Source organism: Nitrospira moscoviensis (genome assembly GCF_001273775.1).
GTDB classification, from domain to species: domain Bacteria; phylum Nitrospirota; class Nitrospiria; order Nitrospirales; family Nitrospiraceae; genus Nitrospira_D; species Nitrospira_D moscoviensis.
The window spans coordinates 1,423,245-1,449,031 of record NZ_CP011801.1 but is presented as its reverse complement, the minus strand read 5'-3'; the positions used below and the strand labels follow the sequence as shown (position 1 = coordinate 1,449,031).

Genomic DNA, 25,787 nt, shown 5'->3' with positions numbered 1-25,787 from the left:
GTGGAGGTTGCTATGAAATTCATGTGCACCCGCAACATCCTGCTGAGCGCCATCAGGAATCTACTCAGCCTTACCTCGATCAGGTCCACTCTCCCGATCCTCGCCAATGCCCTCCTGGAAACGACACCCACAGGCCTCAAGGTCCTGGGCACAGACCTCGAAACCGGGTTCCAAGGCGTCTACGACGGCACCGTGCAGAAACCCGGACGCGTCACCGTCAACGCTCGGGCGCTTGGCGATGTGCTCAAGGAACTCGATCCCGAGCATCCCATCACCTGGCAGGCTGACGACAAACACGTGGTCAAGCTCGCGTCCGGGAACAGCCGCTTCACGCTCCACGGCCTGCCCGCAGATGATTATCCCCAGCTCCCTGCGTTCGATGAGCCTGCCCAGTTCAGCATCCCAAGCACCGATTTCCTCACATGCCTGCAGCAAGTGCTCCCCGCGGTTCCCGATCAGGACCAGCGGTTCGTCCTGCAGTCCGTGCTCATCAGCATCAGTGCACACGAATCGCCCGCGATCGAACTCGTTGGAACCGACGGGCACCGCCTGGTCATCTCTGAATCACGTGCCGGCAGGTGGGTGACTTCCCCACCTCAGCAGTTCAACGCCCTCATCCCCAAGAAAGCCGCTCAGTTGCTCGCCACGCTTCTCGCTCAGGATGATACGCTGGATGTCCCCATCGCCATCTCCAAGAAACTCTTCTGCGTGACCGTCAAGAACGTCATCCTGACGAGCCGGCTCGTCGAAGGGACCTATCCCAACTACCAGCAAGTGATCCCGATCTTGAACGGTGCACGCATGGAGATCGACCGCGAAATCTTTGAAGAGGCGCTACACCGGGTGGCTATCATTTCTCGCGATCAGACCCAAGCCGTGCGCCTGGCTCTGACACCTGACACGCTCACGATCCATGCTCAGAATGCGGACGTCGGGGAAGGAACGGAAAGTATCCCGGCCGTCATCGCCGACAAGGAATTCAAAGCCGGCTTCAACGCCCGCTACCTTCTGGACGCACTTCGCACCTGCCCGGGCAAGCGGCTTCAACTGCATATGAAGGAACCGCTCAGTCCCTGCGTCATCGTTTGCCCCGATGGCCAGAGCGGCTGGAAGCACGTGATCATGCCGGTCCGCTAGGCGGAGGCTCTGATGCCCGCTACTACTCCGTCAACCATTCCAGTCACATGGGGGTGGACCTCATACCGGCGAACCGGGTGGATCAATCGACAGGGGCAGCGACTCTACAGGGTCCACTTCCACAGCATCGAGGGTCAGAGAGGCTACACCAGAATTACACTTCATGTCTGGGCTCGCCGCCCTGTCCAAGCCCTACGAACTCTGTGTAATGGAAAGAGGAGCGAGCAGGAACTCCAGCAGTACGACTGGGCCAGCCTTGATTAACCCTCCGACAGAATGTCGTCGCAGGCCTCCTCTGATCTCCTTTCCGTGCGTCCCACCTTACTTCGCTGTTCCAGTAATACCCAAAGAAAGGCGATCTGATATCCATAGGAGGTGTTTCACTCTCAATGTCACCGATGCTTCTGAAAGTGATGGTTCTGATTGTCATGCCCAACCTAGCTCCATGGCCTTTGACGACAATAGCGCCTGATGCTGTTCCTCTTCTCGGACCCGCTGTTGCCACGAGGAATGAATATTTGACGATACCGACATGCCACATTCAATGTTCTCTAAGGAAATATGACAATGCCGTCGCTTCGAAGGGTACCACTCACCATGACTCGTTCGCCTAGCGAGCAGTCCGGAGACCAGTACATGACCGTACAACAGCTTGCACATCGACTGCAGGTCACTCCTGACTTCCTGTACAGCGATGTCCTCGGGCAACCTGGCGGGATACCCGCAATCAGATTAGGGAAAGGCCGCCGTGCTCGATGGCGCATCCATCCGAGCGATGTAGCCCAGTGGGAAGAACGGCAACGCAGCTCTTATGATTCAGCGCCGCCAACAGCGGTCAGGGTCAAGAAAGTAAGGTCTGTTACGAGACAAGTCGACTCCAAGGCCTGTTGATGCAGTCAACTAAACTGAAGGGGATCCATGGGGAGGACATCGGGAGGCGGTACGGTTACGCGTCTTGGGGAGAAACGTTATCTCATAAAGTGGCATCAAGGCCGTGGCCGGCCAAACATCCGCAAGATCATTTATGGAACGCGGGAGACAGCGAACCGTGCGCTCCAGACCTTGCGCGAGCGCTTCTATAGTGGGATCTTTGGCTGGCCACAGCAAATGGAGACCAAAGTCGCTGAGTTGACTCAACTCGTGGTTGCTGATTACAGGACCAACAACTACAAGTCGGTGAGGAGTGCCGAGCAGCTTCAGGCCTTTTGGAACGCTTTCGCGGGGAACATGCTCGCGGAGACAGTGACCGCAACGGACCTTCGCACTTGGTCAACTGAGTGGCGCGAGAACGGATTGAGTACGGCACGTGTCAATAGACGGGTGTCTTTCTTGCTTCGTGCCTACCGCCTTGGAGCTGCTGAGAAGCCGCCACTCGTCACCTCGATCCCGCAGTGGTCTAAATTGAAGGAGGCTCCCCCACGCTCTGGCTACCGCACATGGGATGAATTTGTGAAGGTCAGAGACCTCTTGCCGCCACACGCTCGCGTCCCGGTCACGATTGAGTATTGGCTAGGAACACGCCAGGCCGAGACTATGAGCCTCGAGTGGCCGCAAATTTATTTCAATCACCAGAGCCGCACCGTTGAGATCCGACTCGCCTCCGAGGATACAAAGACGGAAGAGGAGCGCGTGGCGGTAATGGGTGGGGACCTTTACGATGTCCTTGGCGAATGGTATAAACACACGCGGAAGGTCCATCCGGATTGCCGGTGGGTCTGTCATCTCAACGGAAGGAAGCTGGCTTCAATCAAGAGTTCCTGGCGAACAGCCTGCGTCGCAGCGGGACTCGGGCGATTTGACAATCCCAAGGGACGTTTTGTAGGAAATCGGCGCTATCGTGGGGCGTTGATCCATGACTTTCGCCGAACGGCGGTTAGTAACATGGAAGATGCCGGAGTTCCAAGGAAGGTCGCGATGGCGATCAGTGGCCATAAGACGGACTCTGTCTATCGCCGGTATCACATTGTGAAGAAGTCAGATCTCATTGAGGCCGGGCGCAGGCTCCTGGAACACCATCAGCGGGAGCACGGTCACGGTGAACACTTGGTGAACAGTCCTCGGCCAGAGAGATCGGCGGCTGAGAAGAGAACCCCTTAGAAATCAATAACGTGGCGGTGTAGCTCAGTTGGTAGAGCAGCGGACTCATAAGCCGCGGGTCACCCGTTCGATCCGGGTCACCGCCACCAAACCGCACGTGGTGCGACCGACCGCTCCTTATCGTTTCATCGTAACTGATGCGGTCGGATAAACCCCTTCGTCATTATCTTCAATGCCGAGCGGTTGAGCCACCGGCCTCTTTATCTGCGTATCGTGATCTTGGCCAGCGGATAGACACATCCAGTGTCGCTATCTCCTTTGCTCGTGCCGGCGCTTGTAATCGTTTTGTCGTCATTGACGGGTCAAATAAGCTCCTTTGCCGTTTCCCTACCTAATTCTGACCTTCGGCTGAGCCGCCGACCACTCATCGATTTATCGTAATTGCTGTCGGCGGATGAAACTCTCCAGTGTCCTTTCCCATAAAGCCGGGCCTTCGCCGTTTTATTTTCGGACGATGTCATGTGCTGAGGGGATGGCGCGGAAGGCGCTCTCGCTGGGCCGCGCGCGTTAATTCCAGATCGAAAGCGAGAAACATCACGGTGGAGGAAACGCGCTCTCGCAAAACCAAGGCCGATGCCAGGTGCAAGGCATCGGAGCCGCGCAAAGCACGCAACTCGGCCAGTTCGCCGGCCCGTTTCACAAGGTGATCTGTCACTTCTACGACCAGGTAACGGGGCCAATCCTCTTCAAATGCACCGACAACCCGCTGGTATGCGTGGGAAGGGAGTCTCATATCACGTCGGGCGCGAGCGAACGCTGCGCGCGTTTCGGCATAAGCCAGTAACGACGTCGCCACAGCCTCTGCCTCTCCCACAGCGTTCTGTAATTCAGCCGACAAGCGTTCTTCCACGTATAGCTTTACAACCGCGCTGGTATCCAAATACAGGATCATCGACGATCTTCAATCACGCTCTCCGAGAGAGGCGCGCCATGCAGAGCCGGCCGCTTGTCCGTTCCTTTCGGCTTGCCGCCGCTCCATTTCAAGGCCCCTTCACGAATCAAAGGGGCGAGAAGGCGCTTAAGATTGTGCGGTTCGGCCGGGATGAGGCGTGCTACCGATCGCCCCCGTTCCGTCACGACAATCTCCTCCCCGCCTTGAACCCTTTTCAAGTAACGACTGAGTCCGTTCTTTAACTCCCTCACGCCGACTTTCGGCATACATTCCTCCTCTACACGAAAATGTGGCCACATTTTAGATTTTATGTGTCTACACGTCAAGCAGCGAGCAGAGCAGCTTCCGGGGATAGCTTGGCGAGCAGCGGACTCATAAGCCGCAGGTCACCCGTTCGATCCGGGTCACCGCCACCACTTTCCATCAAGGCGTTTCGCATTGTCGCTCACACCCCGGTCACCGGAATCGGTCCGTCATCCAACATGCGACTATCCCGGACAAGTCAGTCTCGCGTTAGTCCATCGTGAGGACCACGCGAAACCGCGCCTTGCCGCTCACCATGCGGTCGTAGCCTGAAGCGGCTTGTTCGAGCGGCAGCGTCTCGACCATGGGGCGAATGTCTGTCCGAGCGCAAAAGTTCAACGTGTCTTCAGAATCGCGGGCGGTGCCCGATGGCCAGCCCCGAATGGATCGCCGGCTCATGATGAGTTGAACGGGTGTCACGTCGATGGCATCGGCCGAGACGCCGACTACGAGCAGTTGCCCGCCGACGCCGAGGCCGTCAACGAGCGCGGCCATGGCCTTACTGTCCGGAGCGGTCGCCAGAATGACGGAAGCGCCGCCAAGCGCCGTGAGCTCTTTCACGACGTCGACGGCCGTTGCATCGAGGTATCGAACGGCGCCGAGCTTCAGCGCGAGAGATTCCTTGTCCCGCCCTCGGCCTATGGCCACCGTATGGAAGCCCATCTTACCGGCGAACTGGATGCCGAGATGGCCGAGTCCCCCCAGGCCTTGCACCGCCACGAGATCGCCTGCTTGTGCGCCGCTATGCCGGAGACTATTGAAGGTCGTGACCCCCGCACACAGAAGGGGCGCCGCTTCGACCGGCGAAAGCGCGTCCGGGATTGCAGCGACGGCTTCCTGTCTCGCGATCATATACTGAGCGTATCCGCCGTCTTCCTGGAATCCAGTTACTTGGAAATATCGACAACCCATGAAGTCGCCGCGCCGGCACGGAGGGCATTGACCGCAGTGTCCACCATGCCATCCCACGCCTACCCGCTGCCCCTTGCTCCACATCGTCACACCGGCGCCCACATCATCGATCACTCCTGCCACCTCGTGCCCCGTGATACGCGGGTAGTGTAGGCCCGGCCAATATCCCTCCTTCACGAAGACGTCGCTGTGACAGATCCCACAGGCTTCTACCTTGACGCGGACCTGATGAGGGGCCGGCGCCGGGATTTCTCGCTGGACCACTTCGAACGCGGCGCCCGGTGAAGGGATTTGAACAGCGGTCATCCGCGACATGGCAGCCTCCTTCTGGTTATGCGAGCGTGCGGCGCCAGGCGTAACCTCCGCAGGCATTGCTCGCATCCGCAGACACTCAGATCTCTTTTGCCGAGGCGGTAAACGCCGCCGCATTCTTCGTGACGAACTCCTGCACGCTCAAAGGTCTTTGGCTCGTCAGCGTGAGGACGTCGTCGGACATCCGGTCATAACGTCCCGCACGGTGCAGCTCGGCCATGGTCACGAGATGGTTCACCAGATGACTCGGCAAGCCGCGCTCGAGCAGCCCGTCCCGCCACGGCTCGACCGGGATGTCCGCGAAGATGACCGTGCGGCCGAGCGCCTTCGAATACTCCTGCGCAAAGAACTGCATGTTCTCGGACTGCGGACCGGTCAGGTGATAGATCCTTCCGATGTGCGGTTTCGGATCGGCGAGCAGCGTGGCGAGCACACGTGCGACGTCTTCCACCGCGACGGGAGAAGTCTTGCCCTCGCCGAAGGGTAGTCTGATCTGATTCGATGCTTGGACTGACTCGGAAGTGAAGATCAGGAAGAAGCCTTCCAGCAACACAGTCGGCCGCACGTGAACGACCGGCAGTCCGGACCAATTCAGCGCCTGCTCGGCGAGCCAGTGCAGCTTGTGCTGCGGGCTCGGGCTGGTTTCGGTGATGCTCATTTGCGCGAGCGTCATCTGCGACATGTTGATGAACGCCTTCACGCCGTGATGCTTCGCCGCCGCCGCCGCATTCACCGTCGCAACCAGATAGGTCTCCGAAACCGACATGCCGAAGTACATCGTCTCGCAGCCGGCGATCGCGCTGTGCATCGAATCCAGGTCGAGCAGATCGCCGATCACGACTTCCGCGCCCATGTCGCGCAGCGCCCGAGCGCGTTCGTCTTCATTCCGCACCATCGCCCGCACCGCTTTGCCTTGTTTCAACAGCAGCTCGGTGGTCATGCGCCCGACGCCGCCGACGCGGCCGGCGGCGCCGGTGACGAGAATGGGAGTTGCCATGTCTTTCCTTCAGCTCCTGCGACCTTCACTGATGAGGAGACGCTCCATCAGGTATGGTGAAGGTCACCGTCTTGGACTGATTGGGGACGCCCTGATGGACGGCGTTCACCAATTCGATCCGGATCTTGTGCGGGCCGGGCGGCAACAGGGCCACGTCGATCGGGGCATTACTCATGTGAGCCCACAACCAAGGCAGGTCGTCCACGTGTATGTGCAGATGTCCCACCCGTGGGGATGCGTTGAGGGCGTCCCTCCCGGACACCGGTCCGATGTGCACGTTCTCCGCACGCCACGTGATCCAGACGATGCCCTGAGCCAGCAGGTCAGGAAGCGGGGGTTCCACGATCAGTTTGGCTGGAGGCTCGTTGGTCGGTGTAGACGTCTGGGCCCGGACGGTGACTACGCCGGATGCCATTGCAACCGCGGCCAGCATTAAAGCGATCCGTTTCATAAAGTGTCTCCTTTCGGTTCAGGCCGCCCGACTACGCGAGTTGGCTCAGACCCTCGCGATGCACCTAATCTCGACCATCAGCTCCGGGAATGCGAGGCGCTGTATTTGGACGACGGTGTTTGCGACCACCGGGGTTCCGGAAAAGACTTCTTGCCTGCACTTGACCGCCGCGGCGAAGCCGGCATCCATATCCGTTACGAAGAGTATTTCATCGACGACGTTGTCCATCGTCGCGTGGTATTCTGCGAGAACTTTTTGGACGTTGGCGTATGCCTGGCGCATCTGAAGTTCCATATTTCCAAGACCGACGATAGTGCCCTTGTCGTCATGGCTGACCTGTCCAGAGATATAGATGGTGTCCCGGACTTGTACCGCCTGGGCGTATCCGTATTCTTTCTCCCACGGCATACCGAGGCTCATTGTCTTCTTGCTGATCGTCATACATTGCCTCCGTTTGTTAGTGGCTAAACGGGCCTGCCGATCCGAACCGTTCGGTGCGGATGGCTTCACCTGGCTGTCCCGCCTGCAACAGCATGGTAGACGCCGCCTCCACGAATCCGGTATAGCCGCACACGAAGCTGTCAGCCGCGCCGCCGAGACGTTCCAGGTACGTTCGTACCAAAGAGAGGTCTAAGCGGCCTACGGCGCCGGACCAGCCCGGCGCAACGTCTCGCGTGAGCGTAATCCGAAGCTCGAACCGGGGATCGCTGTGTACCATACCGCTGAGTTCCTTCTCGTAGATCACATCCTCACGTGTTCGGCAGGAGTACAGGAGGGTCGCCGGCACGGGACTGCCTAACAATCTCCGATGCCGCAGCATGCACATGAGCGGCACGACGCCACTCCCGCCGGCGAGGAGCAGCAATGGATTACGTGCCTGGAGGGCGGACCAGACGAAATACCCGCCGATAGGCCCGCGCAGCTCGATCGTGTCGTCTGGTTGCAATCGGCCGGTGAGGAACTGGGAGACCTCACCCTCTTCGAGGCGCTCGACGGTAAGCTCTAACCCCGGCGTCCCGGGGGGCGAGGCGATCGAGTAGCTGCGTTCTGCACGGCACCCGTCCTTGTCCATTACGCGGACATCGGCATGCTGGCCCGCCAAGTGACCCGGCCAATGGCTCACCGCGAATCGAATTGTTTTGACCCGCGGTGTCTCCTCTCTGATGGAGAGCACCTTCGCCGCCTGCCATGCGGTGGGTTTGGGCGGCCTAATCACCGTCGTACCTCTGCTCCCGCCAGGGGTCCCCAAAGCTGTGGTACCCATTGGTTTCCCAGAAGCCAGGCTCATTCTCTTCCATGAAGCGCATGCCTCGGACCCACTTCGCGGATTTCCAAAAGTACAGATGCGGAACCAACAAGCGGGCCGGACCGCCATGTTCAGGAGCCAGCGGCTCGCCGTCGTATTCCCACGCGACCAGCGCCTTTCCGTCGAGGACATCCTCCACCGGCAGGTTGGTGGTGTAACCGCCGTCGCAGAACGCCATTACGAAGGGTGAGGGCGGCTCCTCCAGCCCCGCTGCCTCAAAGATGCGATCGACCGTGATGCCACGCCACATAGTGTCGAACTTCGACCACCGCGTCACACAGTGAATGTCCACAGTGACCTCAGTCGGACCGAGAGCCAGAAACTCGTCCCAGCTCCAAGACGCGATCTTCGTGTGGTCTTCGGCTTCGACCGTGAAAGTCCAGGCGTCCAGAGCCGTGCGCGGCGTGACCCCAGCGGTCAGCACGGGAAATCCGCCAGTGATGTGCTGCCCGGGCGGCAGCCGCCGTTCCTTGCCCATGGCAAAAATACGCGTATTCATACAGGCCGATAGTAAGCGTGCGCCTACCGTTACGCCCTTCACGAAGGTCCAAGAACTGGCAGATGCTCTAGTTCACAACTTTTTTAAGCGCAGCGATCGCAGAAGAACTAGGCAGGGCATTGGGCAGACAGTTTCGATGAAACAACGACGCGGGCCGGTTCATCAGTGGGCGGGAGCGACGACGCAGTTCCTTCGAGGCGCGGGAGCGATTCCTCCACCATCACCTCCCCTTGCACGTCGTGAAAGCGGATGCAGCGGTCGGCCGTCGAGCACAGGCCGGCAAACAGCCGGTGGGCCGGTGCCGCGGACCTGGGCGCCGCCGGACAGGGGCAGAGCAGCGACACGCCTTGCTGCGTCAAGTGACCGATCGACTCCAGCATGCGGTCAGACAAGCGGGCGACGTCGCGCTCGGACAGGGTCTCGTCGGAGAGCGTTTCCACCAGACCGGAAAGCACCGCGATGCGCGCCTCATATCGTTCCAGCGCGCCGGCCAGACAGTTTGACAGCAGCCGTTCCATCTGGAGGGCGGTGAACGCCCGCGCCACATGGATCATCGCCAGCACTTTGCGCGGCTGTTGCCGGCGCCCGCGCGCGAGCCGCCCGATGAAGAAGGGATCGAAGGTGTGTGCGCCATCCAGATAGACCACCGATTCGCCGGCCATGGCTCGATCGGCGACGGCCTGCGATGCGAACCGCGCCGCCAGTGGATGGCCATAGAACACCGTCAACCGATCGTGCGGGTTCCATGAAACCCGCGCGTGGCACGGCGTCTGATCCCCCGCCTTTTCCTTTGCCGTGTCCGGCCGTGACGAGCATCTCCGGCTGAGATTCCCCACGCCGGCCAATGGCAACTGTCCCGCTTCCGCCCTGACTTCCATGAGCGCCACACTGCCTCCACTCACCCGCAACACCCGCCCGCAAACGTCTGGCGCTGGCGAAAGACGTTCCAGCAGACCTCGCACAACTGCACGCGGGAATGCGTGAGTCCGTCGACGCATTGGATGCGTCGCGGCACGATCACGCCGCAATCGGCGCAGGGACCGGCACACACTGGTTCATGAAGCATGGCTTGAAGCATGGTCATGGGTCACCTTCGTATTGGGGCGGATGCGCCGATTGCACACCGCCGACATAAAGACTGCATCCGGGCTCATGAAGCTCCGCCAAAACCGCTCCGTCCGCGACTGCCCTTTGACCCGTTGCAGTTCCCCCTGCATCTCCCGCAACTGTCCGTTCAACCGGCTGAGGGTCCGCTCCAAGTGCATCAATCGATCGCCGGTGCCGCCCTGTCGTCCCATCTTGCGCCTCCTTCCTTACGCACAATGCCGAATCACGCCGATCACGATCCCTTCGATGTGGAATTCATCCGCCGGCCGCACGATGATCGGCTCCATGGCTTCATTGGCCGGATGCAACTCGATGTGCGAGTCCTTCTTAAAGTACGTTTTGATCGTGGCGTCGCGGTTCACCAAGGCCACCACGGTCTGTCCGTTTCGCGCCGTGTCCTGTTTCCGCACGATCACCAGATCGCCCGGCAGAATGCCATCGTCCTTCATGGATTCGCCCTTCACCCGCAGGGCGAAGGTATCGCCTCCCCGCAGCATACTGGCCGGGACATCGACCAGTTCCGATTGCGGCACCGCTTCGATCGGCGACCCGGCGGCCACGATGCCGGCCATCGGGATGTCCGTCTTCCGCTGCAACTGGTCCAACGCCACACGAACCATGCCGGGAATGCGCCGCATCCCCGCCTCATAGCGTGCGATGGACACGCGCGTCGTATGCAGCGCCTCGGCCAACTGCTGCTGCGTCAGCCCCAATCCTTCCCGAATCCGCTTCAGATCATTCGATTTCATGATGTAGCCAATGGTTACACAACTGTTTCGCCGCTGTCAAGAGGGATTTTTCTCGGTTTTTCCACACGGATTTTTCTTACCTGTGCATAACCCATATAAATGGATGCGTGGCTTCGCACTTTGTTTGCCGGCCGAACCATTCCCGCATCTTTCTAATCCAGCATTGAAGGTTTTCCCCTTCAATTGCTCTCGATACCACTAGATATAGCGGTCTCGCCGATCTCACTGCCGATGACCAAAAACTAGGCAAGGAGGTCCGCCTCCCGGCGCTGTCGGCGGTCTATGCAGCGAATCGAGACTTGTTCACAGGATTATCCACAGAAACTGGGGAGAGAAACAGCAGGCTGTTCAGAAAGGCCGTTCAGCAAGGCCGCAGCAAGCGAAAAGGCGAGACGTACTCTGTTCGGTACGTTGAGTCTCTGAGCGCCGGGAGAACGCGCCGGCGGACTTTCTCAACAGCCTGCTTAGCGGCGGGGAATGAGATGGACAGACCCGGCCTTAAACGCCGCCTTGACCGGCGCGCCGACGGCGAGCCGGAGATCGGCCAAGGCGGAACGGGTGATCACGGCGGTGAGCTCGAATCCGCAGTCGATCGAGACCTTGGCCATGGCGCCGAGAGAATGGATGGCGGACACCGTGCCGGCGAGATGGTTTCTCGCGCTCGTCTCACCGGATCCGACTCGTTCGACGGTGACGTCTTCGGCTCTGATACAGACAAACACATCGGGCCCGTCTTCAGCCGTTCCGACGGCCGTGAGCGCGATCGGGCCCACCTCCACGGTCGCCAACCCTTCGACCGCTTTGATGATGCGCCCCTGCACGACCGTCTCGACGCCGACCACCCGCGCCACGTCGGCATTCATGGGACGCGAGAACACCTCTTGAGGCAGGCCCGTCTGAAGGACGTTCCCATCGACAATCACCGCAATGCGATCGCCCAGCGTCAGCGCCTCTTCCCAATCGTGCGTCACGATCAGGGAGGGCAGCGCGAGTTGTTTCAGCAGCCCGCGCAATTCATTGCGCAGCCGGAGCCTCGTCGGCGCGTCCAACGCCGAGAGCGGCTCATCCAGCAGGAGCAACTGGGGGCGCGGCGCCACGGCGCGGGCCAGCGCCACACGTTGTTGCTGCCCGCCGGACAATTCACGGGGCTTGGCCTGCTCGCAGCCGCGCAGCTGAAAGAGCTCGATCATGTCGTCCACCCGCTTGGCCCGCTCGGCCGGCGACAGCTCATGCAAGCCGTAGGCGATATTGCCGGCCACCGTGTAGTGGGGAAACAGCGCATAATCCTGCGCCATGTAGCCGATCTGCCGCTCTTGCGGAGGCACGCGGATCCCGGCGGCGACGTCGAGCCACGTGCGCGAAATGAATTGGATGCGGCCCTGCTCCGGCCATTCGAGTCCGGCCACTGAACGGAGGATCGTCGTTTTGCCGGAGCCGGACGGGCCGAACAGGATCAGGACGGTCGAGGCATCGAGGGCATACGCGATCCGCGTGCGGATCGGCGCGCGGCCCGGATAGGTCTTCGTGATATCGATGGTTATTTCTGCGGCCATACGGCCCAGACTTTTCGGTTCATCGCATAGACGGCGAGCAGGACGAGATAGGAAATCACCAGCAGAAATCCAGCCGTTTCGGCGGCGGCGGCATAGTTGAGCGCCTGCACGTCGTCATAGATGTCGATGGACACCGTCCGCGTGACGCCCTCGATATTGCCGCCGACCATCAGCACCACGCCGAATTCGCCGAGCGTATGGGCGAAGCTCAGGACGAAACCGGTCAGCACGCCGGCCGCGGACAGCGGCACGATCAGCTTCCAAAACGTTCTGAGCTTCGAGGCGCCCAGCGTCCATGACGCTTCGATCAACCGGCGATCCACCTGCTCGAAGGCGGCGGCAAAGGGCTGCACGGCGAAGGGCAGGCTGTAGAGAATCGAGGCGACCAGCAGGCCTTCGAACGTGAAGGGCAGCGGATGGCCGACGAGGGCGGCGTACCATTGCCCGACCGGACTGCGTGGACCGATCGCCACCAAGATATAGAAGCCCAGCACCGTCGGCGGCAGCACCAGCGGCAGCGCCACGATCGATTCGACGATGAACTTCCAGCGCCGGCGGGAAAAGCTGATCCAATAGGCGATGGGCAGGCCGATCAGCACGAGCGCCGTCGCCGTCAGGCCCGCCAGCTTGAACGTCACCCAGATCGCGGTCCAGTTCATTGGAAGACCGTGAAGCGTGATGCGTGAAATGTAAAGCGCATCGCTGCTCTCGCACCTTTCGCCGTCATTTATCCGGCACGACGAAGCCGTACCGTTGCATGATGGCTCTCCCGTCAGGGCCTTTGAGAAAATCCAGAAAGTCCGTCGCGACCGGAGCGTTTTTGGCGCCCGTGAGCTGTACCGCGCCCTGCTCGAGCGGCGGATGGAGATCCGCCGGAATTTCCCAGTATCGGCCTGCCGCTTTCATCGACGGCGCCAACGCGAGCGACAGCGCAATGATGCCGGCGTCGGCCGCGCCGGATTCCACGAACTGCGCCGCCTGCGAAATATTTTCCCCGAACACCAGCCGGTCTTTCACGCGCCCATAGAGCCCCGCTGTTTCCAGCGCGGCGACGGCCGCTCTGCCGTACGGCGCATGTTTCGGATTGGCGACCGCGATCTTCTTGATGGACGGATCCAGCAGCGCCTCCAATCGTTTCTGCTCTACCGGCGCCGTCGAGCGGGCCGGCACCCACAGCACGATCCGGCCGATGGCGTAGGCGTAGAGCGATCCCGCCGCGGCATGGCCGCTGTCGATCAGCTTCTGCGGATACCGGATGTCGGCGGAGAAATAGAGATCGTACGGGGCGCCGTTTTGAATCTGCGAAAAGAAATTGCCCGAGGATCCCAAGGACAGTTTGACGCGATGGCCGCTCTTCTGCTCGAACGACTGGATCAATTCCTTGAACGCGTAGTTCAGATCCGACGCCGCGGCGATGACGACTTCGCCCGCCTCGACGCTCATGGGAGTGAATTCGAGTGACAGCATCGCAGCCATCGCCAAAATCAGTCGTGTCATCACAGCAGGCTCCGTTAGAAAAAGATGGAATATTGAACCCGGATGAGATTCTCGATCAGATTGCGTTGCACCGCATCCAACGGGACGTTGCCCGACGTCGTCAAGGCCACCGGCGAGCTCGGCAGCGGGGCGCTCCGCCCTAAGGCATAGCCGCCGGTCCCCATGAACAGGTTCGTATACTGAATCGCGAGCTGATGGTCGTAGGTACCGCTGAAATAGTAGGTCACGGCCGCATCGACCTGCTTGACCAGATCGCCGGCCGCATTGGTGTCCGGGTCCCACCAGGCGTAGCGCGCGGCAAATTGTAGTTTCCGCGGAATGATGAAATAGCCGGACTGCACGTACCAGCCCGTCGCATTGCCCAACAGACCGGGGGCGACTCCACCGGTACCGGGAAGAACATCGGTTCCGGTCGTCGGCCCCAGAAACGGCGCCCCCTTCTGATGGCGATTGATGTTTTTCCAGTACCATTCCGCTTGCAGGGAAAACCCGCGGTACTTGTAGACCAGATCGAAAGCGTAGGTCGAATAATCCAGCAGGCCCCAGCCCAGCTGGCGGCCGTTCCCGAACGTCGCGAGCTGGCGCCGGACGTTCAAATTTGCCAGATCGATGCCGACAAATCCGTTGTTGGTCGCCGTGTTGATGGCGGGGTTGTAGGCGTACCCGCCGCCAATGGCGAGCTGCGGCGTTTCGGAGTACAGCATGTCGCCCTCGCCGTAGCCGGGCCGGCCCATCACGTTCCACACCAGGCGGACCACGTACATCAGCTGGGAAATGTCCGACCGGAAATTCGCGTTGAGATTGCGCTGGTTTGCCGGACAGCCCGGGGGAGTGCCACCCGTTTGCCCGCCGGGGCAGCCTTCGGTCGGTTGCTCACTGTTGAACAAACCGATGCGGTTGAAGCCGGGTCCCAGTCCATTGAAGATCCCGACGTAATAGTTGATCGGATAGAGCTCCTCGTCGTTCATGATGGTGAGGCCGATGTCGCGGCGGTTCAAGCCGCTGGCCGTGAAGGCGTCCATCACCAGCGCCCGCTCGGTGAATTGCATCGTCATCGCATTGTTGATCTGCGCGCGATTGAAGAACACTTTGTGCTGGCCGGCCATGAGGTTCAGCGCGGGCACGTGGGTGCTCATGACGGCGGCGTCCAATACTTGCACGGAAGCCGGGTTTTGCGCGTTTTCCGCCGTTTCCCCCGCCAGCTGGACCAAGTACTTCAAATCGGGATTGAACAGGTGCCCCATGAACAGCAGGCGCAGCCGGCGGAGGTTGAAGGTGCTCGCCGCATTCTCGGAGCGAGTGGCGCGATAATCGCCGAACACGCCCAGGAGCTCGGGATAATTTTTGGCGTCGCCCGGATTCCGCCAGGCGTCGTTACGGAAGCGCTGCGTGAATCGTGACTGGATGAAGCCGCGGATCTTGAGCAGAAACGCGTTGTCGTTCATCGACAAGTTGAAGCCGCGGTCGTACCAGACCTTGAAGCTCGGCTGCAGCAGATACGCCCGCTGTTCCGACTCCTGAATGACGGCGTTGTATTCCTCCTGGGTGATCGTCCCCTGCTTGAGCGCGCGCTCCAACAGCAACCGCATCGCCGGATCCATCGATTCGACGAACACGTAGCGGCCGTCCTTTTCCACCAATCGACCCGTCTCCGCCGCCTCCGCCCGCGAAGGCGCCGGTCCCTCCAACAACGACAGGGCGAAGAGGACCGCCGCGAGCCATCGAAAGAGCGCCGTCATCCGGTAACGGTGTATCCCCATGATCCAAGGCTTGCGCTAGGACGCCGGCGGGCCGGCGGCGCTCTTCAGGAACTCCCGATACTCGAGGGCGCGGACACCGGCGCGGTCGCTGGCCCAGAAGCGTCCCGGCTCGAAAAAGAGCAAGAACGAGCCCGGCAAGGGAGGGAGCAGCGGATAATTGGGGAAATAGTGGTCGGTCTTCCGGAGCGGCACCTCGGCGCGAAAATACTCGATCGTGACGTACAGGTACGGCTCGCGCACCGCCATCCATCCCGCCGTCACGTTCTGGGAGTCGGCCCGATTCATGCCCGGCGCGGCCAGGACGAAGTGCACCCGCTCCTCCGGCCCCGCCTTCCGAAACGCGTCGGCGAGAACCGGCGCCAGCCGGGCGATCTCGTCGTCGCGCATCAGGGGCCGCGGCGGCTCTTCCTCCGCAAACCAGCGCAGCGGCAATCGCTGCTGCGCCCTCAACGAGAAGCCGCGCAGGATCGCAGCGGCTTGGAGGTCCGTCAGCGCGACCGGATGGCCGTACCCGGCGGGCTCGATCTCGTGCTGCAACTGCACCCGAACGAGCGGGCTCCAATAAACAGCCTGGGTCGTATAGGGCTGGCGCGCGCAGGCGGCTACCGACAGTGCGAGCGCCGCCGTCATGAGCGACCCGCTCAGATACCATGCGCCCCGGCTAGTGCGCCGCCGCATCTGCCCTCCCGTGAGGCGGCGGGCCGTACCCCAAGCCTCGCAGCACCGCCTGGGCCTCGGCCGTCCTGATCCATTCGAGAAATTCCCGACAGAGGGCGCGATTCGGACAGGTCCGTTCCATCGCCATGGAGTGGACCTTGATGGAGCCGGCACTCCCGGAAGCCACGTCGATGACCCGTACCCGTTCCTGCTCGCGGGCCGCGTCCGGCCCCGACACAATCGCCACATCGGCCTTGCCGTTCAGCAAGTGATCCAGCACTCCGGCTGCATCGGCGGCGATGTCCAGACGCCCGGTCAAGTTCCGCCCCCAGGACGCCGCTTCGAGGAAGCGGATCGTCTCCTGCCCCAACGCCGTCAGCTCGGGATCTGCAATGGCGATCCTGATGCGCGTGTCGCGCGCGGCGGCCTCGAACGACGCAGGCGCGTCGACCAGCGACTCCGGCACGACCAAGGCCAGCGGCACCGACGCATAGGTCGTCGTCGTCCCCGGCAGCACGTAATATTTCTGCTGCAGCCGCGCGATCAGCTCGTCTCCGCCCGGCGCGATCAAATGAATCGGCCCCGTGCCGATGAAGTAGGGGCCGCGATTCTCCACCGTCGCGATGGTCTGGCGCAGCGACAAGGCCGAGTCGTACGACACTCTCACCCGGACCTGCGGATGCGTGGATTCGAAACGGCGGCTCAAGGCTTCGATCGGCCGGGCCAGACCCGGCGAGGCGGCAATGATCAACGATTCGGCCGCCCATGCATCGAGCGTAAGGGGTGAGGGATACGGCGTGAAGAATATCCAGAGAACTGCGAGCAAATAGACATTCCTTTTCCTCGATCCGCCACTGAACATCGGCCGCTTGTCCCCTGCGCCTAACACCGCTCCCTCATCCCTCGCCCCTCACGCCCTACCCTCACGCAGACTGTGACTCTTTCCCATGTCCCGCGTATCGTAGCCGCCCAACGCTTCAATCTCGCTCCGAAACGGACGGCTGGCGAGCGTGTCGAACAGACGTGCCAGGGTGGGATGCGACTTCAGATAGGTCTTCGGCACCACGAGATCGTAGCGCGCGGCTTGCAGCGGCACGAAATCGAGGCCGAACAACTGCGCGGCGGAGCGGATGCCGACCCCCGCATCCGCCTGATGCCCGGCCACGGCCCTCGCCACGTCGACGTGCGACGAAACGGTGCGGCCATATCCCTGGACCGACGCCGGATCGACGCCCGCCGCGCGCAGCCGCTGGTCGAGCAACAGCCGCGCCCCCGCCCCTTCTTCGCGATTGACGATACTGACCGAAGGGTCCGCCAGGTCGGCCGCGGTCCGGATGGATTTGGGATTCCCCGGCCTCACGAGAAAGCCTTCCTCCCAGGTCGCAAAGGTCACTACTTCGTAGCCCGATCCCTTGAGCATCCGCCGCAGGAACGGCAGGTTGGATTCGCCGGTGGTCGGATCGAACAGATGCAAGCCCGCAACATGCACCTCGCCCTGCTGCAGCGCGTGCAGCGCCGCCATGCTGCCCATCGTCCATCCGACGACCGACGTGTCGTCCTTCTGCCGCCGCAGATGCTCGCCGGCGAGAAAGATGGCCGGGTCGCAGCCGGCCACGGAGATTTCCCGTTCGATCGCCCGGCGGTCGCGTGTGAGGCGCACCCGGACGGCGCCCCCGGATCGATGCGCGCGTCCTTCGATGAGATAGCCATCGGCCGGAACGGTGAAGGAGAGCACTTCACCCAGACCGGTGACCGGACGGACCACCGGACGTTTCCCGACCAGAGACACCTTGACGCGAACCGGCGCAGCCTGATGCCGATCGGCAGGCGGCTCGCCGATCAGTGAGCCCTCGATGACGTCTTCAGGACTCGCCAAGCTGAAGAGATCTTCGACGCGACAGCCGAGTGCCGCAGCGAGCCGAAGCGCGACGGCGGTAGTGGGCAGATAGAGATTTGATTCGATGGAAGAGACGGCTTGCCTGGTGATAGCGGCCCGCTCCGCGAGATCGGATTGCGAGAGGCCGTGGCTGGCTCGAACGGCTTTCAACCGGTTTTCGAACGGGATGGATCCCTTCCGCATGGCAATTGGTGTAGCAATTTAACTTTCCTTTTGTCAAGTATTATGTCTCCGACACATATCGCTGTGCCCTGCGTCACTCGCTATTTAGCGGCGAGCAACATTATTGACAATTTAGATCAAGTTAAATTATGTATATGACATAATCTTCATCGGTTTAATGTTAAATGAAGATGCGCATGCAGCGAGCTCCAACATTCTTCGCATTGACCCTGCTTGTATGGCTTGCCGGTACGGACCTGTCGCGGGCCTTCGACTGGGTGCCGTCAGATGAGGAGATCAAGAAGTATCGTCAGAGCTGGAATCCATTTTCAGAAGGACCCCTGCTGATCCAATCGGTCGATATCCATCCTCAGGGACAATTGTCGGTCAGGCCGTTTCTCTTTTCGCAGATCGCCGAAGGGAGCTACGGCAATCGGCTGTCCTTTGCGACGGACGCCCGCAGCGGACCGGTCCACAATTACTCCGTCTCCCCGCTCGTGACGGTCACCTATGGTCTGACAGATCATGTGGAGCTCGGCGCCGCTACGTCGGTGAACTCGTTTTGGGCGAAGGACACGCCGTCGTTCAACGCGGGGCGCGGCGGCCCCTGGACGACCGACACCGGCATGGGCGACTTTTCACTCGTGCTGAAATATCGCCCCATCGTCCAGGATCCCGACAGCGAGCGGCCCTCCATCACGCTGTATCAGCAAATCGTGTTGCCCACCAGCCGGTGGACCGGGACCGAGCGGCCGCCGGGCGGCTTCGCACCCCTCGGGCGGTTGCCGGCGACCAGATTCGGGGAGCTGGGCTTCACCGAAGGCGTCACGTTCCGGAAAAACTTCAAGCCGTTCCGGATCAGCGGCGGCGTGTATTACACCTACTCGGCGCCTGGAGAGGATGGAGGACGCAGCACGTACGTCGGCGACATCATCAACACCCGGCTGGCCTTCGAACATTTTTTGGACGATAAGAAGGGGTTGGCCTACAACGTCGAGATCGCCACGCTGCACACGGCCACCTGGCGCGCCGACGGCCATGCGATCAACCGGGGATCGCTGAGCGGCTCCACGGTGATCGGTGTCGAACCGGCCATCCAATTCAAGCTGACCGATTCGATCGTCGGCGCCGTCGGCGTGCTCTTCACGGTCGCCGGCCAGAACGCTCCGGACGCGATCTATCCCAATTTCGCCTTCCAGTGGTATTGGAATCGCGGCAAAGACGTCATCATGCGCTAGACAAGGGGACTGCCACCCTTCCGATTGGTGGCTGTCCCCGTCACTCCGAGAGGCGCCGGCTTGCGCCCGGAGCCGCCCCCGGCGCCCTGGCGACTTGCCTACCCCTGTGCTAGGCTACGCCCATGCCGGGCGGTTGGCTCAGTCGCCTTTCCATCGGAAAAAAGCTCGCCCTGTCGTTCAGTGTGATCGTCCTGCTGCTGATCGGCAGCCTCGGCGCCTCGTTGTTTTATCTGTCCCGCGTCAACAGCTACATCGACCGCCACCAGCGCATCACGATTCCCGGCGTCGTCACCGCCTCCGAGATGCTCCGGAACCTGACGGACATGCAGATGCATATGCACCATGCGCTGGAGCATCCCACCGCGACACCAAAAGAGGGCCTTGCGGCCATCGCAGAGATCGAGCGCCGTACCCTGGCGGCCCTGGATACGTACCAGGCCACCCATGCGGCCCCCACGCATCCGGTTCTCTACGGCATGCTGCAGGCGCACGGGCGGGCCGACCTGGCGGAGGAGGAAAGCCGGATGATCGTGGCCATTGCCGACGGCCTCAGTGCGCTGCGGGCCCAGCGGGAGGATGTCGACACGGCACGGCGGCACGGCTCGCCGCGGCTCGCTGCGGAATCGGCGTATGAAGAAATCGCCACGAAGACCGAAGACGCCGTCGCCTCGCTCATCGAGATCCACCGCAAGATCGACGTCGAAATGAAGCTCGAGGGCGACCGGCTCGTCGAGCAGGCGCGGCTGCTCATCATGGGGGTGGTCGGCATCCTGGCCGCGCTGATCGTCTCGGTCTACGTGATGATGCAGCGGCTGGTGGCCCGCCCGCTGAAGCAGCTCGCCGCCACCGCGGACCGGGTCGCCCACCACGATCTCACCGCGCAGTTCGAGACCTGGCCGGCGCGTGATGAAGTCGGCACCTTGGCCGCGTCGCTGACGGTCATGCTCGAGACGCTCCGGGAACGGGGCGGCGCGCTGATGCGCAAGACGAAAGAGCTCGAAGCGTTCACCTACTCCGTCGCCCACGATCTCAAAGGGCCGCTGCGCGAAATCGAAGGCTTTTCCTCGCTGCTCGAAAAGCAGTTCGCCGACGCCCAGGATCCGCGCGTCCGACACCACATCGAGGTGATCCGGCGGTCGGCGCTGCGCCTGACTCATATGATCGACGCCCTGCTCAAATACTCGCGACTGGAGCAGCAGGAATTGCCGAAGCAGCGGTTCAACGTGCTCGAAATGATCGGCAGCCTGGTCGCCGATCGCCTCGCCGGCGCGCAAGGCCAGAAACTGGCGATCCATGTCGAGTTGCCCTTCGCCGACCTGTATGGCGAGCCGGTCAGCATCCGCCAGGCGCTCGTCAACCTCCTCGACAACGCCGTCAAGTTTTCCGCGCGCCACCCGTCGCCCGACATCCGCATCGGTGGCAAACAGAGCGCCGGTGAACGCGTCATCTGGATACGGGACAACGGCATCGGCTTCGACGCCGAGCAGCGCGACAAGATCTTCGGCCTCTTCGAACGGCTGCATGGCCCGCAGGAATACGACGGCACCGGCGTCGGGTTGGCGATCGTGAAGCTGGTCATGGAGAAGCACGGCGGCCGCGTCTGGGCCGAATCCCAGCCAGGCAAGGGCAGCACGTTTTACTTGGCGTTTCCGACACAGTGAGCGAGATTGGCGAGAGGAGCAAGACAAGCGAGACGCGACGACCTGATGAGATAACTCCGCGCGTGCCGCCGCAGCCGCGTCTCGCGCCTCCCGCTCGTCACGCCCGTCTCGCGTCTTTGTTATGCGTATTCTGATCATCGACGACGAAGAATTCGTCCGGCTGGTGCTGGAACAGGCGCTGCGGGCCGAGGGCTGCGAGGTGGCGGCCGCCAAGGACGGCCGGGCCGGCATCGAAGCGCTGAACGCCGCGTCTTACGACTGCGTCATTACCGATCTGCGCATGCCGGGGATCGACGGGCGCGGCGTCCTGCAATGGGTGAAGGAGCACCAGCCCGACGTGGACGTCCTCATGCTGACCGGCCACGGCGACGTGAAGGACGCGGTCGAGGCGATCAAGCAGGGCGCCTGGGACTTTCTCGTCAAAGACACGCCGTTCGACGGCGCGGCGGTCAAGGCCGCCCTGGCCAAACTGCGAACGGTGCGCGAGCTGCGGCGGGAAAATCTCGCGGCCCGCCACGGCGGCTACCGGCATGACGTGATTGTCGAAGGACCGAGTCGCGCCTGGCGGGAGCTCAAAGCCCGGATCACACGGGTGGCGCCGTCCCAAGCGCCGGTGCTCATTCAAGGGGAAACCGGATCCGGCAAGGAAATCGTGGCTCGGCTGCTGCATGAATTGAGCCCCCGTTCGGCGGGCCCCTTCATCGCGATCAATTGCGGCGCCGTCAGCCGCGAGCTGCTCGAAAGCGAGCTGTTCGGCCATGAGAAGGGCGCGTTCACCGGCGCGACCGCATCCACGCCGGGTCTGATCGCCGCCGCCGCCGGCGGCACGCTGTTTCTGGATGAACTGGGTGAGATGCCGGCGGCGATGCAGGTGAGCCTGCTACGGTTTCTGGATCGCGGCGAATACCGCCCGGTCGGCAGCACCCGCACCCTGCGCGCGGACGTCAGGATCGTCGGCGCCACCAATCAGGATCTCCAGCAGTCGGCCGCCGCCGGCCGGTTTCGCCAGGATCTCCTGTATCGCCTCAACACGGTCGCGCTCCTCGTCCCGCCCCTGCGGGAGCGCACGGACGACCTGCCGGCGTTGATCGACCACATCCTGCATACCCTTCGGGTTCCCGGCGCCCCGACGAGAACGATGAGCCCCGACGCCCTGCCGCCGCTGGCAGCCTATCCCTGGCCCGGCAACATCCGGGAGCTGCGGAACGTCATCGAACGGGCTGTCCTGTTGAGTCCCGGCACGGCGCCGCTCACGAAAGACGATATCGAGCACGCGCTGCCGCCATCGGGACACGCCCCGCAGACGGACGATCTCGCGCGCCTGTCACTGGACGACATCGAACGCCGGCACATCGCACGCGTCCTGAAAGCCACCGACGGCAACAAGACGCAGGCCGCCAGGATCCTCCGGATCGACTACAAGACCCTGCTGACGAAGTTGAAGCAGTACGAGGGCTGAGGAAAGTCCTATTGCCATGATCTCTAGGCAGCTGCCTAGCAGGTATGCCCGGACTGATTAGGTATAAAAGAGGGATGAAGAAGAACGCACCTGCCCAAGAAGACCTGGTCCTCCATGGCGTGAGCATCACCCATCCGGACCGCATCGTATTTGAGCGAGGGCGGATCACCAAAGGCGAGGTGGCTCGCTACTACGCGGCCGTCGCGCCGTTCCTGTTGCGAGACATACGCAGCCGCCCCATCACGGTGGTGCGCTGTCCCAGCGGCGTCAAGGCCGATTGTTTTTATCAGCGCAATGTGGGCTTCGGGTTAGGCCCGCATGTCCATCCGTTCTCCTGGGAGTATAAAGGCCGCAGCTACAAGTACATCTATGTGGAGGACGCGCAGGGGATCATGGAGATGATCCAGGTAGGGGTCATCGAGATACATCCCTGGGGCGCCACGATCGATACTATCCATATGCCCGACCGGATGATCTTCGATCTGGATCCCGATGAGCACGTGCCGTTCGCGAAGGTCAAGGAAGCGGCGCTGGAAATCAGAACGCGGCTCAAGCAAGCAGGGCTGGACAGTTTTTTAAAAACCACCGGCGGCAAGGGATTGCATGTCGTGGCGCCGCTGGCGCCCGCGAGCCCCTGGGACGAAGTGAAGGACTGGGCCAGGGCTCTCGCGCATCAGATGGTACAGGACGCGCCGGACACCTACGTGGCCACGATCACCAAGGCCAAGCGCAGGGGGAAAATCCTCATCGACTTCTTCCGGAACGATTACACCGCCACGGGCATTGCCGACTATTCACTGCGCGCCCGCCCGGGCGCGCCGGTCGCCGTGCCGCTTGAATGGCACGAACTCACGGCACTCCACAGCGCGAACCAATTCGACATGGAGGCGGTGCTCAAACGAATACAGGGGCATGCAGTTCAGCAGGCCGAGCCCAAGCAGCGCCTCCCGAGATCGACGCCAGAAAGGATGCACGTGCATGCCACGCACGCCGACGATAGTCCCGATGGAAGCGCTCCTCGTCGATCGGCTGCCTGAAGGGAAAGACTGGCGGTACGAACCGAAATGGGACGGCTTTCGCTGCCTGGCCGACAAGCGAGCGCACCGCGTGACTTTGCGGTCCAAATCCGGAAAGCCGCTGGAGCGCTATTTTCCCGACATCGTGAGCCGTCTTGAGAACCTGGCGGCGCAAACGTTCATCCTCGACGGAGAGTTATTGGTCGAAGGGGAAAACGGCTATTCGTTTTCCGACCTCCAGCTGCGCCTCCACCCGGCGGCGAGCCGGGTCAAGATGCTGGCGGAGAAGCAACCGGCGACGTTCGTAATCTTCGACCTTCTCGAAACAGACGAAGGCGTGAACATGATGTCGGCGCCGTTGTCGGAACGCCGCGTGCTGCTGGAGCGGTTCTGGAAGACGTATTACGCAAAAGACAAGGCCATCAAACTGTCGCCGCAGACGGATTCCCTCACGGAAGCCATGACATGGCTTAATTCAACCGGTTGGTATATCGACGGCATCGTCGCAAAAAAGATGACCGATGGGTATGTGCCGGGCGAACGGGTGATGCAAAAATACAAAGCCATCCGCACGGCGGATTGCGTGGTGGGCGGGTTTCGGTACGGCGCTGATTCACACGAAGTGGGCTCTCTCCTCCTCGGCCTCTACGACAACGAGGGGCGCTTGAACCATGTCGGTTTTACGTCGGGCATTCCCAAGGCCGAGAAACCAGCCTTGACCAAGCAGCTTGAACAGCTCATTCAGGAACCGGGATTTACCGGAAATGCGCCGGGCGCACCGAGCCGGTGGTCGACGGAACGGTCCGCCCAATGGAAGCCGCTCTTGCCGAAACTGGTCGTGGAAGTGAGTTTCGACCACGTCACCGACAATCACTTCCGCCACGGCACGAAACTCATCCGCTTCCGCCCCGACAAGTCACCGAAGCAATGCACGATGGAGCAGCTGTCTCGGTGATTGAAGATTCCCCACGCATAAGGCAGGATGCGCAGAACCGAGGACGATCGCGTTTCCTCGCGCGATGAGACCGACTCGTTGAGGCGCCGATGATGCGCATCAGGCCCGCCACCGAAGCTGATTTCGAGGCCATCCTCACCGTGCAGCAGGCCGCGTTCGGCGAATACACCAATCTGTACGAAACGAGCGCGTGGACCACGGAAACGATCGAGAGCCTGAGACAGGATGCCAGGGAGAAACGGATCCTCGTCGCGGAAGCAGACGGCGCCATCGTGGGATCGGTGCGGTTCTGGACCGTGGCCGGCGTCTGTGTGATGCGATTGTTATCGGTGAGTCCAGCCCATCAGGGCCATGGCGTGGGAAAAGCGCTGATCCGGGAGATCGAACGGGTCACGACCGACGCCCACAAGTTTTACGCCTGCACCATGCTGCGCACGGCGAGGAACATTCAGTTCTTCCTGAACCTGGGCTACAAGGCGGAAACCGTGCTGCCCAACCACTATCACCATCTGGATCTGATCTGCTTCGCCAAATATCGCGAGCCGGCGCCGCCACTTCAGAACGGATGACCTGCATGACCGAGACGCCAAGCGACTACATCGAAGATTCCTTGCTGGCCCATAGCCCCAAGCTGCGGAAGAAGATCGAAGAAGGGTTGAAAGACGTTCGCGCCGGCTTCTCCATATCCCTGTCCGATTACAAGGCCAAATGTACGAAAAGAAAGCCCGTACCGCGTGACCTATCAGGTTTTCCTGTCTGAGAAGGCACAGCGCGATCTGGCGATGGAAAACGGATCAAGAAATTGCAGGGCTTTAAGCAACTGTTGTACGACTATGGGCAGACGACTATCGGGTGGTCTTCAAACGGTCCGGGACCCGCATCGACATTGCGCGCGTGTTGAGCAAACCGGATTTCCAGAAGGCCTACTGAACGATCATGCGGACTAGACAGGGCCGACTCTCGGGGCAACAAGCCACAACAAAGACTCCCGGTACATTTTCCAGCTTCCGGTGTGTCCTATGTGGTCGGTCATATTACAGCGAGTGCTCAACGCCTTTCGGCATCTCATAGGTCATCACCGCTGGTTGGATCAATTGGAACGCATCATGGACACGTGCTCAACGCCTTTCGGCATCTCATAGGTCATCACAGTGGTGTCGATGGTAGTGT

The 25,787-nt window shown here is 61.5% G+C and carries 28 protein-coding genes, 1 tRNA gene and 1 CRISPR repeat array (1 of these 30 only partly in view); of the genes, 11 read left to right on the top strand and 18 right to left on the bottom strand.

What is annotated here, in order from left to right; genetic code table 11:
• Positions 1–12 precede the first annotated feature (12 nt).
• The 4 genes from dnaN (at position 13) to NITMOv2_RS07080 (ending at position 3,323) form a co-directional block, all read left to right on the top strand.
• Positions 13–1,137, top strand: a complete 1,125-nt coding sequence (dnaN, locus tag NITMOv2_RS07090; RefSeq protein ID WP_053379200.1) for a DNA polymerase III subunit beta — start codon at positions 13–15, stop codon at positions 1,135–1,137.
• Between the two features lie 561 nt (positions 1,138–1,698).
• On the top strand, positions 1,699–2,028 hold the full coding sequence (locus NITMOv2_RS24945; protein WP_145976208.1) for a helix-turn-helix domain-containing protein: 330 nt from the start codon (positions 1,699–1,701) through the stop codon (positions 2,026–2,028).
• 27 nt (positions 2,029–2,055) lie between these two features.
• Complete coding sequence (locus tag NITMOv2_RS24940) at positions 2,056–3,234, top strand: tyrosine-type recombinase/integrase (protein ID WP_053379199.1); 1,179 nt, start codon at positions 2,056–2,058, stop codon at positions 3,232–3,234.
• 13 nt (positions 3,235–3,247) lie between these two features.
• Positions 3,248–3,323 (top strand) — tRNA-Met (locus tag NITMOv2_RS07080).
• 368 nt (positions 3,324–3,691) lie between these two features.
• On the opposite strand, the gene NITMOv2_RS07075 is transcribed toward NITMOv2_RS07080, so the two are convergent.
• The 18 genes from NITMOv2_RS07075 to NITMOv2_RS06985 all read right to left on the bottom strand — a co-directional run bounded on the left by NITMOv2_RS07075 (position 3,692) and on the right by NITMOv2_RS06985 (position 18,309).
• The gene (locus tag NITMOv2_RS07075; protein WP_053379198.1) at positions 3,692–4,126 is read right to left on the bottom strand and encodes a type II toxin-antitoxin system VapC family toxin; all 435 of its coding nucleotides are present in this window, start codon (positions 4,124–4,126) and stop codon (positions 3,692–3,694) included.
• Positions 4,123–4,392, bottom strand: a complete 270-nt coding sequence (locus tag NITMOv2_RS24935) for a type II toxin-antitoxin system Phd/YefM family antitoxin (protein ID WP_053379197.1) — start codon at positions 4,390–4,392, stop codon at positions 4,123–4,125. Before NITMOv2_RS24935 ends, NITMOv2_RS07075 begins: the two co-directional genes overlap by 4 nt.
• A 247-nt stretch (positions 4,393–4,639) precedes the next feature.
• Positions 4,640–5,656 carry an alcohol dehydrogenase gene (locus NITMOv2_RS07060; protein ID WP_053379196.1) on the bottom strand — a complete coding sequence of 339 codons (1,017 nt, stop codon included), beginning with the start codon at positions 5,654–5,656 and terminating at the stop codon, positions 4,640–4,642.
• Positions 5,657–5,732: 76 nt separating this feature from the next.
• On the bottom strand, positions 5,733–6,650 hold the full coding sequence (locus NITMOv2_RS07055; protein ID WP_053379195.1) for an NmrA family NAD(P)-binding protein: 918 nt from the start codon (positions 6,648–6,650) through the stop codon (positions 5,733–5,735).
• 25 nt (positions 6,651–6,675) lie between these two features.
• The gene (locus NITMOv2_RS07050; RefSeq protein WP_053379194.1) at positions 6,676–7,101 is read right to left on the bottom strand and encodes a DUF6130 family protein; all 426 of its coding nucleotides are present in this window, start codon (positions 7,099–7,101) and stop codon (positions 6,676–6,678) included.
• A gap of 45 nt (positions 7,102–7,146) precedes the next feature.
• On the bottom strand, positions 7,147–7,542 hold the full coding sequence (locus NITMOv2_RS07045; RefSeq protein ID WP_053379193.1) for a RidA family protein: 396 nt from the start codon (positions 7,540–7,542) through the stop codon (positions 7,147–7,149).
• A gap of 16 nt (positions 7,543–7,558) precedes the next feature.
• Complete coding sequence (locus NITMOv2_RS07040) at positions 7,559–8,317, bottom strand: ferredoxin reductase (RefSeq protein ID WP_053379192.1); 759 nt, start codon at positions 8,315–8,317, stop codon at positions 7,559–7,561.
• Positions 8,310–8,906, bottom strand: coding sequence for a sulfite oxidase-like oxidoreductase (locus tag NITMOv2_RS07035; protein ID WP_053379191.1), 597 nt, complete (start codon positions 8,904–8,906; stop codon positions 8,310–8,312). Before NITMOv2_RS07035 ends, NITMOv2_RS07040 begins: the two co-directional genes overlap by 8 nt.
• Positions 8,907–9,013: 107 nt before the next feature.
• The gene (locus NITMOv2_RS07030; protein ID WP_053379190.1) at positions 9,014–9,793 is read right to left on the bottom strand and encodes a hypothetical protein; all 780 of its coding nucleotides are present in this window, start codon (positions 9,791–9,793) and stop codon (positions 9,014–9,016) included.
• A gap of 168 nt (positions 9,794–9,961) precedes the next feature.
• Positions 9,962–10,204, bottom strand: a complete 243-nt coding sequence (locus tag NITMOv2_RS07025) for a hypothetical protein (protein WP_053379189.1) — start codon at positions 10,202–10,204, stop codon at positions 9,962–9,964.
• Positions 10,205–10,219: 15 nt separating this feature from the next.
• Positions 10,220–10,762: a transcriptional repressor LexA gene (lexA, locus tag NITMOv2_RS07020; protein WP_053379188.1), complete on the bottom strand. Its 543-nt coding sequence runs from the start codon at positions 10,760–10,762 to the stop codon at positions 10,220–10,222.
• Between the two features lie 464 nt (positions 10,763–11,226).
• Complete coding sequence (locus NITMOv2_RS07015) at positions 11,227–12,315, bottom strand: ABC transporter ATP-binding protein (protein WP_053379187.1); 1,089 nt, start codon at positions 12,313–12,315, stop codon at positions 11,227–11,229.
• Positions 12,300–12,974, bottom strand: a complete 675-nt coding sequence (gene modB / locus NITMOv2_RS07010; protein WP_053379186.1) for a molybdate ABC transporter permease subunit — start codon at positions 12,972–12,974, stop codon at positions 12,300–12,302. The genes NITMOv2_RS07015 and modB overlap by 16 nt, the downstream gene beginning before the upstream one ends.
• Before the next feature lie 64 nt (positions 12,975–13,038).
• Complete coding sequence (gene modA / locus NITMOv2_RS07005) at positions 13,039–13,812, bottom strand: molybdate ABC transporter substrate-binding protein (RefSeq protein WP_053379185.1); 774 nt, start codon at positions 13,810–13,812, stop codon at positions 13,039–13,041.
• A gap of 14 nt (positions 13,813–13,826) precedes the next feature.
• Positions 13,827–15,572 carry a porin gene (locus NITMOv2_RS07000; RefSeq protein WP_145976207.1) on the bottom strand — a complete coding sequence of 582 codons (1,746 nt, stop codon included), beginning with the start codon at positions 15,570–15,572 and terminating at the stop codon, positions 13,827–13,829.
• Positions 15,573–15,587: 15 nt separating this feature from the next.
• Entirely contained in the window at positions 15,588–16,250 is a 663-nt protein-coding gene (locus tag NITMOv2_RS06995; protein WP_053379183.1) for a hypothetical protein, read from the bottom strand.
• Positions 16,234–17,055: a molybdate ABC transporter substrate-binding protein gene (locus tag NITMOv2_RS06990; RefSeq protein ID WP_187299392.1), complete on the bottom strand. Its 822-nt coding sequence runs from the start codon at positions 17,053–17,055 to the stop codon at positions 16,234–16,236. The genes NITMOv2_RS06995 and NITMOv2_RS06990 overlap by 17 nt, the downstream gene beginning before the upstream one ends.
• Positions 17,056–17,139: 84 nt before the next feature.
• Positions 17,140–18,309 carry a substrate-binding domain-containing protein gene (locus NITMOv2_RS06985; RefSeq protein WP_053379181.1) on the bottom strand — a complete coding sequence of 390 codons (1,170 nt, stop codon included), beginning with the start codon at positions 18,307–18,309 and terminating at the stop codon, positions 17,140–17,142.
• Positions 18,310–18,485: 176 nt separating this feature from the next.
• Between NITMOv2_RS06985 and NITMOv2_RS06980 the strand changes: the two genes are divergently transcribed.
• The 7 genes from NITMOv2_RS06980 to NITMOv2_RS06950 all read left to right on the top strand — a co-directional run bounded on the left by NITMOv2_RS06980 (position 18,486) and on the right by NITMOv2_RS06950 (position 25,377).
• The gene (locus NITMOv2_RS06980) at positions 18,486–19,526 is read left to right on the top strand and encodes a hypothetical protein (protein ID WP_053379180.1); all 1,041 of its coding nucleotides are present in this window, start codon (positions 18,486–18,488) and stop codon (positions 19,524–19,526) included.
• A gap of 122 nt (positions 19,527–19,648) precedes the next feature.
• Complete coding sequence (locus NITMOv2_RS06975) at positions 19,649–21,187, top strand: HAMP domain-containing histidine kinase (RefSeq protein ID WP_053379179.1); 1,539 nt, start codon at positions 19,649–19,651, stop codon at positions 21,185–21,187.
• Between the two features lie 121 nt (positions 21,188–21,308).
• On the top strand, positions 21,309–22,646 hold the full coding sequence (locus NITMOv2_RS06970) for a sigma-54-dependent transcriptional regulator (RefSeq protein WP_053379178.1): 1,338 nt from the start codon (positions 21,309–21,311) through the stop codon (positions 22,644–22,646).
• Between the two features lie 74 nt (positions 22,647–22,720).
• Entirely contained in the window at positions 22,721–23,683 is a 963-nt protein-coding gene (ligD, locus tag NITMOv2_RS06965; protein WP_053379177.1) for a non-homologous end-joining DNA ligase, read from the top strand.
• Positions 23,625–24,617 (top strand): ATP-dependent DNA ligase, encoded by a 993-nt coding sequence (locus NITMOv2_RS06960; RefSeq protein ID WP_083447830.1) that lies wholly within the window; start codon positions 23,625–23,627, stop codon positions 24,615–24,617. The genes ligD and NITMOv2_RS06960 overlap by 59 nt, the downstream gene beginning before the upstream one ends.
• A gap of 89 nt (positions 24,618–24,706) precedes the next feature.
• Positions 24,707–25,186 carry a GNAT family N-acetyltransferase gene (locus NITMOv2_RS06955; RefSeq protein WP_053379175.1) on the top strand — a complete coding sequence of 160 codons (480 nt, stop codon included), beginning with the start codon at positions 24,707–24,709 and terminating at the stop codon, positions 25,184–25,186.
• 5 nt (positions 25,187–25,191) lie between these two features.
• On the top strand, positions 25,192–25,377 hold the full coding sequence (locus NITMOv2_RS06950; protein ID WP_053379174.1) for a hypothetical protein: 186 nt from the start codon (positions 25,192–25,194) through the stop codon (positions 25,375–25,377).
• Between the two features lie 283 nt (positions 25,378–25,660).
• Positions 25,661–25,787: direct repeats of the CRISPR family, unit length 36 nt; unit sequence GTGCTCAACGCCTTTCGGCATCTCATAGGTCATCAC (it continues 265 nt past the right edge of the window).